The sequence below is a fragment of the Pseudomonas protegens CHA0 genome, from assembly GCF_000397205.1.
GTDB classification, from domain to species: Bacteria; Pseudomonadota; Gammaproteobacteria; order Pseudomonadales; family Pseudomonadaceae; genus Aquipseudomonas; species Aquipseudomonas protegens.
Genome location: NC_021237.1, coordinates 4784889 through 4796318, shown reverse-complemented (window position 1 = coordinate 4796318; position 11430 = coordinate 4784889). Strand labels below are relative to the sequence as shown.

13 protein-coding genes are annotated in these 11430 nt (G+C 66.1%); 4 read left to right on the top strand and 9 right to left on the bottom strand.

Annotated features, from left to right (window positions below):
* Positions 1–81: 81 nt before the first annotated feature.
* The 4 genes from PFLCHA0_RS21205 to PFLCHA0_RS21190 all read left to right on the top strand — a co-directional run bounded on the left by PFLCHA0_RS21205 (position 82) and on the right by PFLCHA0_RS21190 (position 4040).
* Positions 82–759, top strand: a complete 678-nt coding sequence (locus PFLCHA0_RS21205) for a response regulator (RefSeq protein WP_011062456.1) — start codon at positions 82–84, stop codon at positions 757–759.
* On the top strand, positions 760–2085 hold the full coding sequence (locus tag PFLCHA0_RS21200; RefSeq protein WP_011062455.1) for an ATP-binding protein: 1326 nt from the start codon (positions 760–762) through the stop codon (positions 2083–2085).
* Positions 2086–2320: 235 nt separating this feature from the next.
* The gene (locus tag PFLCHA0_RS21195) at positions 2321–3733 is read left to right on the top strand and encodes an aspartate aminotransferase family protein (protein WP_011062454.1); all 1413 of its coding nucleotides are present in this window, start codon (positions 2321–2323) and stop codon (positions 3731–3733) included.
* 82 nt (positions 3734–3815) lie between these two features.
* Positions 3816–4040: an MbtH family protein gene (locus PFLCHA0_RS21190; RefSeq protein WP_011062453.1), complete on the top strand. Its 225-nt coding sequence runs from the start codon at positions 3816–3818 to the stop codon at positions 4038–4040.
* A gap of 66 nt (positions 4041–4106) precedes the next feature.
* On the opposite strand, the gene PFLCHA0_RS21185 is transcribed toward PFLCHA0_RS21190, so the two are convergent.
* From PFLCHA0_RS21185 to PFLCHA0_RS21145, 9 genes are all read right to left on the bottom strand, one after another.
* On the bottom strand, positions 4107–4934 hold the full coding sequence (locus tag PFLCHA0_RS21185) for a class I SAM-dependent methyltransferase (RefSeq protein WP_015636483.1): 828 nt from the start codon (positions 4932–4934) through the stop codon (positions 4107–4109).
* Between the two features lie 210 nt (positions 4935–5144).
* Positions 5145–6128, bottom strand: coding sequence for a metal ABC transporter solute-binding protein, Zn/Mn family (locus PFLCHA0_RS21180; RefSeq protein WP_011062451.1), 984 nt, complete (start codon positions 6126–6128; stop codon positions 5145–5147).
* Positions 6129–7028 carry a metal ABC transporter permease gene (locus tag PFLCHA0_RS21175; RefSeq protein ID WP_015636482.1) on the bottom strand — a complete coding sequence of 300 codons (900 nt, stop codon included), beginning with the start codon at positions 7026–7028 and terminating at the stop codon, positions 6129–6131. It lies immediately after the preceding gene.
* On the bottom strand, positions 7028–7771 hold the full coding sequence (locus PFLCHA0_RS21170; protein ID WP_015636481.1) for a metal ABC transporter ATP-binding protein: 744 nt from the start codon (positions 7769–7771) through the stop codon (positions 7028–7030). Before PFLCHA0_RS21170 ends, PFLCHA0_RS21175 begins: the two co-directional genes overlap by 1 nt.
* A complete protein-coding gene (locus tag PFLCHA0_RS21165) occupies positions 7768–8697 on the bottom strand; it encodes a metal ABC transporter substrate-binding protein (protein ID WP_015636480.1) in 930 nt (309 codons plus the stop codon). Before PFLCHA0_RS21165 ends, PFLCHA0_RS21170 begins: the two co-directional genes overlap by 4 nt.
* A gap of 35 nt (positions 8698–8732) precedes the next feature.
* On the bottom strand, positions 8733–9305 hold the full coding sequence (locus PFLCHA0_RS21160) for a DUF6162 family protein (protein WP_015636479.1): 573 nt from the start codon (positions 9303–9305) through the stop codon (positions 8733–8735).
* Positions 9302–9640 carry a hypothetical protein gene (locus PFLCHA0_RS21155; protein ID WP_015636478.1) on the bottom strand — a complete coding sequence of 113 codons (339 nt, stop codon included), beginning with the start codon at positions 9638–9640 and terminating at the stop codon, positions 9302–9304. Before PFLCHA0_RS21155 ends, PFLCHA0_RS21160 begins: the two co-directional genes overlap by 4 nt.
* Positions 9637–10179 (bottom strand): hypothetical protein, encoded by a 543-nt coding sequence (locus PFLCHA0_RS21150; protein ID WP_011062445.1) that lies wholly within the window; start codon positions 10177–10179, stop codon positions 9637–9639. The genes PFLCHA0_RS21155 and PFLCHA0_RS21150 overlap by 4 nt, the downstream gene beginning before the upstream one ends.
* On the bottom strand, positions 10176–11399 hold the full coding sequence (locus PFLCHA0_RS21145) for a PepSY-associated TM helix domain-containing protein (protein WP_015636477.1): 1224 nt from the start codon (positions 11397–11399) through the stop codon (positions 10176–10178). Before PFLCHA0_RS21145 ends, PFLCHA0_RS21150 begins: the two co-directional genes overlap by 4 nt.
* Between the last annotated feature and the right edge of the window lie 31 nt (positions 11400–11430).

Here is an 11430-nt window from a genome sequence, read left to right as displayed (position 1 = left end):
GGCTTGTGGCCAGGAAACGGCGGGCATAATGTCCGCTTAATCCGCAGCCCGCTTAATCAACGCCTTTGTACAGGACCGACCATGCACGTACTTGTCTGTGAAGATGATGAGCTGATTGCCAGCGGGATAGTCGCCGGCCTCACGGCCCAGGGCCTGACGGTCGAGCATGTGGCCACCGCTTCGGCAGCGCGGGCCATGCTCGGCGTGGCCGATTTCGACGTGATGGTACTGGATCTTGGCCTGCCGGATGAAGACGGTTTGAAGCTGCTCAAGCAGCAGCGCCAGCAGGGCCTGGAGATTCCGGTGCTGATCCTCACCGCCCGCGACTCGGTGACCGATCGGGTCGATGGCTTGCAGGCCGGTGCCGACGATTACCTGCTCAAGCCGTTCGACCTGCGGGAACTGGCGGCGCGCCTGCACACCCTGTTGCGCCGGGTGGCGGGGCGCAGCGTCAACCTCATTGAACACGGACGCCTGACCTATGACCCGAGCACCCGGGAAACCCTGCTCGGTGGCCAACCGGTGGACCTCTCGCGGCGCGAGCAATCCCTGCTCCAGGCTCTGCTGCACAACCGTGGCCGGGTGCTGTCCAGCGAGCAACTCAAGGACAGCGTCTACGGTTTCAACGATGAGCTGGAGAGCAACGCGCTGAATGTGCACATCCACCACCTGCGGCGCAAACTCGGCAACGGCATCGTTGAAACCGTGCGCGGCCTCGGCTATCGCCTGGGCCCGGCCGACGGTGAGGAGAACCGCTAAGTGAGAAGCCTGCGCCTGCGCCTGAGCATGACCCTGGGCGCTGCCTTCATCCTGATCTGGGCCCTGGCCGCGGCCTGGATGCTCAGTGACCTGCGCAACCAGATGATGTTTTCCCTGGACCAGCGACTGGTCGCCTCGGCGCGCATGGTCGCCGGGCTGCTGGAGCAGATGCCGGCGCTGCCGTCCCATGGCCCGAGCAACCAGATCAACAGCGCGGCCCTGACCATCCCCGGCGGCATGGCCTGCCAGGTCAGTTCCCTGCGCGGGCAGATCCTGGCCCGCAGCCACAGCACTCCGGAGCACCCGCTGGAAGCCGAGAAACTGGGCTTTCACGACCAGATGATCGACGGCGCGCCCTGGCGCACCTTCACCCTGGTGCGCGGCGACATGCGCATCACCACCGCGGATCGCCAGGTCGAGCGCGAAGCCCTGAACATGTCGGTGCTGCTGGCGGCTTCGGTGCCGGTGGGCGTGGCCCTGCTCGGCTGCCTGTGGCTGCTGTGGCTGGGCATCGGCCAGAGCCTGGCCCCGCTGAACCGGATTCGTGACGCGCTGATGCGCCGCAGCGCCGACTCCCTGGAACCGTTGCAGATCCAGCCCATGCCCAGCGAGCTGCGGCCGCTGCTGGAAACCCAGAACCAGCTGTTCCAGCGCATTGCCAAGACCATCGAGCGCGAACGGCGCCTGACCGGTGACGCCGCCCACGAATTGCGCAGCCCGCTGACCGCGATCAAGACCCACCTGCAAGTGGCGCGCATGACCGAAGGTGCGGCCCGGGATCAGTCCCTGGCCCGGGCCGAGGAGGGCGCCGACCGCATGCACCGCACCCTGGAGCAGTTGCTGTTGCTGGCCCGGGTCGAGGGCAGCCTGTCGTTCGACGACGGCGTGCACTGTACTGCCGAACAGGTGGCGCGCCTGGCGATCCAGGACGCCGCCGTGGGCGCTCGGGCCCGGGTCAAGCTGCATATGCACGGCAAGGCCGGCGAGGCTGCGGTGGAAATGCCCTCGACCCTGGCCATCGCTGCCTTGCGCAACTTGCTGGACAACGCACTGCGCCACACCCCTGAAGAATGCCCGGTGGAGCTGAACCTGGAGACAGTCGGCGCCCGGGTGCGTTTCCAGGTCCGCGACCATGGCTCGGGCATTCCCGCGCAAGACTTGCAGCACCTGACCCAGCGCTTCTGGCGCGACAGCCAGAGCAGTGGCTGTGGCCTGGGCCTGGCGATTGTCCAGGCCATCGTCCAGCGTTGTGGTTGCGAGCTGAATTTCGACAGCCGCCCCGATGGCCTGCGAGTCGAGCTGACCCTGCCTGCCCACCGCGCCTGACCCATCACCTTCCCCTGTAGGAGCCGGCTTGCCAGCGAAGGGGCCCTTGAGACCGCCTTCGCCAGCAAGCTGGCTCCTACGGGGCGGCATGTGCAATTTCCTCGCCCCGGGGTGTAAATCCCCACCGCGCTGAAGCGTTTTTAGAACAGGAAAACCTGTCAGTGCGCGCCCGCGCTTGGGCTGCGCATCCGGCCGGTGGCCGTTTTGCTCAAATTGCAGCGTGAGGGTTCGAGACATGTCAGCCGTTACCAGCCTGATGGAAGATTCGCCGGTGGGCCTTGGCGCCGCCCCGCAAGAGACGCTTTACCAGTTCGACGAGTCGCCCCTGCTGGCCCGCCAGAGCCGCCAGGAATCCAATGCCCGCAGTTATCCACGGCGCATTCCCCTGGCCCTGAAGCGGGCCAGCGGCATTCACGTCGAAGACGTCGAGGGCCGGCGTTTCATCGATTGCCTGGCCGGTGCCGGGACTTTGGCCCTGGGCCACAATCACCCGGTGGTGATCGCCGCGATCCAGCAGGTGCTGGCCGATGAATTGCCGCTGTTGACCCTGGACCTGACCACCCCGGTCAAGGACCAGTTCGTCCAGGACCTGTTCGGCCTGTTGCCCGAGGCCCTGGCTGGCGAGGCCAGGATCCAGTTCTGCGGCCCCACCGGCACCGATGCAGTGGAAGCCGCGCTGAAGCTTACGCGCACCGCTACCGGGCGCAGCACCGTGCTGTCGTTCCAGGGCGGTTACCACGGCATGAGCCAGGGTGCGCTGAGCCTGATGGGCAGCCTGGGGCCCAAGCGCGCCCTGGCCGGGCTGCTGAACAACGGCGTGCAGTTCCTGCCGTTCCCCTATGACTACCGCTGCCCGTTCGGGCTGGGGGGCGCCGAAGGGGTCAAGGTCAACCTGCATTACCTGGAAAACCTGCTCACCGATCCGGAAGCCGGGGTGGCCCTGCCAGCGGCAGTGATTGTCGAGGCGGTGCAGGGCGAGGGCGGGGTGATCCCGGCCGACCTGGAATGGCTGCAAGGTGTGCGCCGCATCACCGAGAAGGCCGGGGTGGCATTGATCGTCGATGAAATCCAGAGCGGCTTCGGTCGCACCGGCAAGATGTTCGCCTTTGAGCACGCGGGGATCATTCCCGATGTGGTGGTGATGTCCAAGGCCATCGGCGGCAGCCTGCCGCTGGCGGTGATGGTCTATCGCGACTGGCTCGACACCTGGCAGCCGGGTGCCCACGCCGGCACCTTCCGCGGCAATCAGATGGCCATGGCCACCGGTTCCGCGGTGATGCGCTACCTCAAGGAACACCGGGTGCCCGAGCACGCGGCGGCCATGGGCGAGCGCTTGCGCGAGCACCTGCTGATCCTGCAGCGCGACTTCCCGCAACTGGGGGATATCCGTGGTCGTGGCCTGATGCTCGGGGTAGAGCTGGTGGACCCGGCCGGCGTGCCGGATGCCCAGGGCCATCCACCCCAGCATGCGCGCCTGGCACCGCTGGTGCAGCGCGAATGCCTCAAGCGCGGGCTGATCCTGGAGCTGGGCGGGCGCCACGGCGCCGTGGTGCGTTTCCTGCCGCCGCTGGTAATCACCGCAGCGCAGATCGACCAGGTGGCCCAGATCTTCAGCAAAGCCGTAGCGGCGGCAGTGGCCAGCCTCTAATTTTTTGCCCCGCCGTTTCGTTCCTTCTACACAACCGCCGTGCGCTGAGCGCGGCGAACCTTATCAGTGATGGAGACAAGCAATGACTTCAGTATTCGACCGTGAGGACATCCTGTTCCAGGTGGTGGTCAACCATGAAGAGCAATACTCGATCTGGCCCGACTACAAGGCCGTGCCCCAGGGCTGGCGCACTGTGGGCAAGAGCGGTTTCAAGAAGGACTGCCTGGCCTACATCGAAGAAGTCTGGACCGACATGCGGCCCTTGAGCCTGCGCCAGAAGATGGACCAGCAGGCCGTGGCCGGCTGATCGGTCAGGCAGGGCAAGAAAAGCCCGCGGAACTCCAGGGTTCAGCGGGCTTTTTGTATTGCGCGATCAGGCCGCGGGCTTGATGGCCTGCAAGGTGTAGCTCAAGGGCAGGCGCCATGGCGCGTCCTTGAGCCGCCATTCGCCGCGTTCATCAACGATCATCTGCCCGGGGAGGGCTTCCCAGGGGATGCTCTGGTGCTCCACCAGACCGGTGATCTGCAAGCCCTGGCCCAACAGGGCGCTGATGATTTCGCCCATGCCGTGATTCCATTCGTGGGTCATGGTGGCCTTGAGGGGGCTGTCGGTTTCCACGTAGGTATTTTCGTCGTCCCAGACCAGAGGCTCGCGGGTTTCGAAGTAGGGCAGTTCCACCCGCAATGAGTCGTGGTGATCTTCGTTGATGGCCCAGAGCATCGGGTGGCCTTCGCGGATGAACAGCCGGCCCCCGGGCTTGAGCAGGGCGCCGACGGTCTGCGCCCAGCGCTCGATGCTCGGCAGCCAGCACAGGGCGCCGATGCCGGTGTAGACCAGATCGAAGTTGCCTTGGGGCAGTACCTCGGCGGCCAGGAACACGTCGGACTCGTGGTAGTCGATAGGCGTATTGCAGCGTCGGGCCAGGGTCCGGGCTTCCGCCAGGGACGCCGGGGAAAAATCCACGCCGCTCATCTGCGCGCCGAGGCGGGCCAGGGACAGGGTGTCGGTGCCGATATGGCATTGCAGATGCACCCCGCGCAGGCCTCGGATATCCCCCAGCAAGGGCCGGTCGAACTGCACCACGTCGGACAGATAGCCGGCTTCGTCGACAAAACGCTGCACCGCGTAGTCCGCCGAGGCGGCATGCAGGGGCGCGCGTTCGTCCCAGTTGGTCTTGTTGAGGTTTACGTAGTCGCTCATGGCGCGGGCTTCTTCTCTGGGCTTTTGGCGAAGCGCAGACTAGCACCGGAAAATGCGCGCGATCTTGAGGGAATATGTAAGCGGCCCCGGCCCCTGACCCCGACTGTAGCCGCTGCTGAGCCATGGCGAAGCTGCGCCAAGGTCCGAAGGACCTTCAGCGATCTCAAGAGCAGCGTCTCCTGCACAGCCGTTCGCAGCCTGCGGCAGCGGCTACAGGCTCAAGGCCTGGGTGACTTTCTGCAGGTTGCCTTCCAGTTCGGCGAGCGGGTCAGCGCTGTCGGTTTCCAGCACCAGTAGCTGGCTGCCGCCGGCGCTGATGGCGGCTTTCAGTGCATCGGACGGCTGGCGGTGGTGCAGGACCAGGGCCACATCGTTGTCCTTGAGCCGGGCTTGCAGCTTTTTCAGGGCCTCGGGGGTCCATTCGTTGTCGGCCCGGGCGTCCACTTCCAGCAGTTCCAGGTTCAGGCCACTGACCAGGTACCCGAAGTGCTCGGAGAGGCTCAGCACGCTGAGGTTGTCGGCCTCGGCCAGGCGCGCTTCGCTGTCGGCGCTGAGTTTCAGCAGGCGCTGTTTGAGGCCCGCCAGGTTGCTTTCGATCTGCGGTTTGGCTTCGGGCGCCAGCCGCGCGAGGTCCGCCGCCAGCACGTCGGCCATGCGCCCCAGGTTGTTGCTGGACAGCCAGGGCTGGGCGTTGAGCCCGTCGCTCTTGCCCGGTTGCAGGGCCACCCCGGGCAGGGCGCCGTCCACCGGGCGTGCAGCGTCGATCTCGACGATGCGGATGTTGCTGCGCCGGGCGTTGGGGTACAGCGGGTCGTCCGGCCAGATCGAGCGCAGGCCGATCACTGCGTCGGCATTGAGCGCCAGCTTGGCCAGGGCCGGAGCGCCACGCCCGGTGAAATAGGCAGTCTGCCGCGAGCCCGGCAGGTTGGCCGGGGCGGCCCGTTCCAGCTTGATGTCGGTACCCTGCAGCAGGATCTGCCCCAGGCCGAAAGTTACCGGTAGGGAAGCCAGCACCGTCGGTGATTTGCTTGAGGTGGCGCTGTGCAGCGCGGTGTTGCCCATGCCGTGGTTGGCGACCACGCGCATCGGTTCGAAGTGGTCGCGCTCGGCCAGGGCCGGAGTACTGATCAGGCCGCCGAGGGCCAGGGCCAGGGTCAGGCGACGCAGTGACAGGTGAGGCAATGAACTGTGCATTTATCCGATATTCCCTTTCAGGCTGGGGACAGTGCCGCGAGCGATGGCGGCCAGGGCGAAGGCGACACCGGCCACCAGGATGATCGCGGCGCCGGAGGGCACCGGCAGGTCGAAGACGATCGGCAGCAGGATGCCGCACAGGGTGCTGACGGTGGCGATGCTCACCGAGATCCAGAAGAAGCCCTTGAGCGACTGGCTCAGCAGGCGTGCCGCGGCGGCCGGAATCACCAGCAGGGCGCCTACCAGGATGGCGCCGATGACTTTGACCGCGGCCACGGTGATCAGGGTCACCAGGATCACGAACAGGTAGTCCAGGGTCTTCACCGCTACGCCGCGTACCGCCGCCAGCTGCGGGTTGAAGCTGGCCAGCATGATGCGGTTGTACAACGGCAGGCTCAGGCCCAGCACCAGGGCGCCGACGATCAGCAGCACCAAGAGGTCGCTGCCGTTGACCGTGAGCACCGAGCCGAACAGCACGTTTTCCAGGATGTGCACGTTGATCTTGCCGGCGAGGATCAGCAGCAGGCTGGCGCCCAGGGCCAGGGACACCGAAAGGAACACGCCGATCAGGGTGTCCGGGGCCAGGCCGGTGCGGTTGCGCAGGTAGTTGAGCAGGATGCCGAACAGCAGGCAGTAGCCGAACAGGCTGCCGTAGGGGCCGGTGTAGGGTTCGCCCAGGAGAATGCCGATGGCCACCCCGGTCAGCGCCGCGTGGCCCACGGCTTCGGAGAAGAAGGCGAAGCGTTTGACCACCACCAGGGTACCCAGGCCGCCCAGCACCGGGCCGATCAGCAGCCCGGCCAGCAGGGCGTTGACCACGAACCCGTAGGCCAGGGCTTCGGGCAGGTAGCCGGCCGAAGCCCAGCCCTGGACCATCAGGCGAAAAGCTTCATAGGTCATCAGGCGGCGCTCCCGGCGGCTCGTGGATGGGTGGAGAACAGGCTGAGCAGGCGCTCCGGGGTCAGGGTCTGCTGCGCCGGGCCGTCGAACAGCACCCGACGGTTGAGGCCGGTGACCCGGTCCGCCAGGCGGCCCACGGCCTCCAGGTCGTGCTCGATCCACAACAGGGTGATGCCGCTCTGGCGCCAGTCGTGGAGCAGTCGTTCGAAGACCTGGATGCCGGCCTCGTCCAGGGCCGACATCGGTTCATCCAGTACCAGCAGTTGCGGTGCCGGGATCAGGCCCTGGGCCAGCAGTACCCGCTGGCGTTCACCGCCGGACAGGGCGCCCATGCGCCGCTTGCGCTTGTCCTGCATGCCGACTCGTTCCAGGGCCTCGCCAATGGCTTGGGCGTAGTGCCGGCTGAGGCCGAGAAAGGCCGGGCGGCGCTGGCACATGGCGGCCATGAAGTCGTCCACGGTCATGGGCAGGCCGCGGTCGAACTCCAGGGCCTGGGGCACGTAGCCGATGGTGCCGGGGGCATCCGGCCACTGCAGGCGCAACTGGCCCTGGTGCGGCATCTGCCCCAGCAGGGTCTTGATCAGCGAACTCTTGCCGCCGCCGTTGGGGCCCACCAGGGCGTGCACGCTGCCGGGCTGCACCTGGAAGGCGACGCGATCGAGGATGGTGGTGCGGCCCAGGGTCAGGCTGACCTGGTCGAACTCGATGGCCGGGCCCCGCAGCAGGGTCTCGATGGCGGTCATGCCCCGGCCTCCTGGATGGCCCGGACCACGGTGTCGAGGTTGCCCTTCATTTCCTTCTCGTACTTGTCGGCGCTGTAGTCGCCGTAGGAAATGTGTGACAGCGGGTAGAGCTTGACCCCGGATTCACGCTGGATGGTGTCGACGTAGGTGGAGGGGAAGTCCATCTCCGAGAAGATCACCTTGACGTCCAGCTCGCGCAGTTGGTCGATGGTCTTCTTCAACTGGCTGGGGCTGGGTTCGATGCCGTGGGCCGGCTCCACCACCGCGGTGACTTGCAGGCCGAACTCGCGCAGCAGGTAGTCGTAGGCAGCATGCACCGTGGCCACCCGCAGGTCGGCATTGGGCGCCTGGGTCAGCTTGGCCAGGGCGTCGGCGCGCATCTGCCGCAGGCGCTTGCCGTAGGCGCGGGCGTTCTGGGTGTAGGTCTTGGCGTTGGTCGGGTCCATCTTGCCCAGCTCTCGGGCGATGTTGTTGACCTGGGCGATGGAGGCGCTGATGGAGAGGAAGGTGTGCGGGTTGACCACTTTGCCGGCGCCTCGCGCGGCCACCCCGGTGGCGGCCAGCAGCGGCACGTTTTCGTTGGCTTCGATCACCGGGATGTCCGGGCGCTCGCTGGCGGCGATCATGCGGTCGGCGAAGTCATCGTGGCCCACGCCGTTGAGCACTATCACGTCCAGGGTGCCGATGCGCTTGATGTCCTCGGCCCGGGGTTCGTAGGCGTGGGGGTTGAAGCCGGCGGGAATCAGCGGCACCACCTCGGCCTTGTCACCGACGATATTGGCCACGTAGCTGTAGTAGGGGTGCAGGGTGATGCCGATGCGCAGGCGCTTGGCCGGGTCGGCGCTGGCCAGGGGGCTGAGCACCAGGGCCAGCAGACTGACCAGCAGCACCTGCAGAAAGGGGCGGCGTTGAGATGAAATAGGCATGAGCAAGCGGTCTTCTCTCGGGTGAATGCGAATGATCAGTGGCGATGCTGGCGGGTCACTCCGGCATCGAATTGCGCCACCACCTGTTGCCAGCCGGCGGCGGCCAGTGGTTCGTCGCCCAGGTCAGCGGGCAGGGCGGCGGAAGGGGCGCGGTTGAGCCAGATATCCACCTGGGTGTCATCTTCGGCGTCGATGCGCATCAGAAAGGAGCCGGCCACTTGCGGGTTCTGGCTCAGACCCAGGTAGGCCTGGTTCTGCACTGTCCAGATATGGCCACCGCGGCTCACCGAGCTGGCGTCCTGGGCGAAGGGTGCGAAGCCTTCGCCGGCCAGTTCCTCGGGGGTCGGCAGGTCCTGGCTTTCGGCGCGCAGCAGGTGGATTTCGTCGAGGGTCACCCGCAGGTCGGCATAGATGCCCTGCTCGCCGGCGCTGAGGTCGCGGCGCGCGTCCAGCTGGTGGCTGGCGACACTGCCGGTCGCGGTTTCTTCGCCGCGCCACAGCACCACGGTGGCAGCCACACTCAGAATCAGTGCACACAGCAACAGCACATAGAGGGTTTCATGGCCGGCGCCGGCGGGGCGCACAACCTGGGTGGTGGCAGGAGTCATGGGGCCTCGATATCCGCTTGGTCGATCTCGACCACGTGGCCGGGGCCCGCATCGAAGAGTACGTAGAACTCGCTGGAAGGTTTCTTGAAGGTCAGGGTCGAGTCGGCTCCCAGCTTGCCCGGCACCAGGATGGTTTCGTCGTAGCCGATCACGTCCAGGGTCACCCCCGGGGCGCCGCTGCCATCGGAAAAACCACCGGTGCAGCGGATCTGCTCGGCGTCTATGGCCTTGCACTCGCACATCGGGTTGTGGGCCAGGGCGCTGTGGCTGAAGGCGCCGCCCAGCAACAACAGGGCCAGGGCGCCAAGGCGCCGTGGGGATACTGCGCAACTCATCGTTTGCCTCCTTGTTTTTCGAGCCAGGCCACGGTGGCGGGTGACGCCTGGCTCAGGGGAATGGATGCCTGGTGCATGCTGCCGTCCCAGCCTTCCATGGTGATCCACAGCTCGGAATCGGCCTTGGTCTTTTCCGGGATGGGCAGGCTGGCGCCCATGCGGTACGGGCTGCCGAAGAAAATCACCCCGGCGGCCCGCAGGCTGCGGGGCTTGCCGATGCGCAGGTAGGTGGCCTTGACCGGCTCGATGCAGGCCTGGCACAGGGCGGCGTTGAAGCTTTTCAGGTAACCGGCGGGGCCATCGCTGCGTGGCGCTTCGTTGCGCATTTCCGCCAGGCGCAGGCTCCAGGGGCCGACCTGGATCTCGCCGATCTCCCGTTCACCCAGGCCGCTTTCGCCGCGAAACAGGGCAACGTCGGCGAAGTATTTGGGCATGAAGCCCAGGGGAATCAGCAACAGCAGGATGTTCAGGTGAAAGCGCCACTTGTGCCAGAGCCGGCTCAGGTTCGAAGGCGCGGCGGCGGTGCTAGTCTGGCTCACAGGGTGCTCTCCGAGGTTTCGGCGCTCATGGCCGGGGCGGGTGCCTGGGCGGGTTTGCTGGCGGGGCGCGCACGGGCGGCCTTTTCTTCGCGCTTAAGGGCGTTGGCGGTGACCAGGGCGGTGCGCTTGGTCCAGATCAGCAGGCCGCTGAGGACCATCATGCTCAGCACCAGGCCGAAGAAGAACCAGATCAGCTTGATCCAGAGGCCGCCGAAATCACCGGTGTGCAACGGGCGCATGGATTCGGTGACGAACTCCAGGGTGTTGCGGTCCGCCAGCAGGTGCGAGGTGTCCAGGGAGCCGGTATAGGGGTTGATGTTGGCCGTCTGGTACATCAGCGGATACCAGCCGCGGCCGCCGACATACAGGTGGCTGTAGGCGTTGCTCGGCAGGCTGACGAAGCTGATGTCGAAGCCGGGGATTTTCTGTGTGGCAATGCCGATGGCCTGGTCCAGGCCGATCATCGGCGCCGGGCTGCCATCGCCCGTGGTCGGCACTTGCTCGCGGGCGATCACCGGGACCACGGGTTCGCTGGAGATACTGATGTGGTTGTCCGAAAGAATCGCTTCGATCATGAACCAGGTGCCGGTGATGGAGATCACCGCGATGAACCAGATCGACCAGATGCCGCTCAGGCGATGGAAATCACCCCAGAAGATCCGTGCACCGTGGCGCAGGCGCAGGGTCGGCTTGAGAAAGCCTTTCCAGAACTTCTTGTAGACCACCAGCCCGGTGATCAGCGACACCAGCATGGGCAGGCCCAGCAAGGACACCAGGTACCAGCCCCAGCTGTAGCCGTTGGTGAAGGGCACCAGCCACCAGCCGTGCAGGGCGCGGGTGAAGCCCTGGAAATCGAACTGCGGGCTGGTGCCCTGGATCACCCCGGTGTAGGGGTTGACGTAGAGCGTCGGCGAGCGGCCGTCCGGGTAGCTGACACTGACACTCAGGGCGAAGTGGCTTTCATCCGGGGTGACGATGGTGTCCACCCGGGTCTGGGGTTCGGCGCGCTTGATGGCCTGGACGATCTGGTCGTAATTCAGCGGTTGTGCATCATCGCTGGGCTTGCTGGCGCGCACGTCGGGGTTGGCCAGCCACACGATCTCCTGGCTGACCACCGCCAGGGTGCCGGTGACGCAGACAATCAGCACAAAGAACCAGATGGGCAGGGCCAGCCAGCTGTGCACCAGAAACCAGATTTTTGAACGGGACTTCTTCGACATTGAATGGGCGTCTTGATTCGAGGAATGGAGC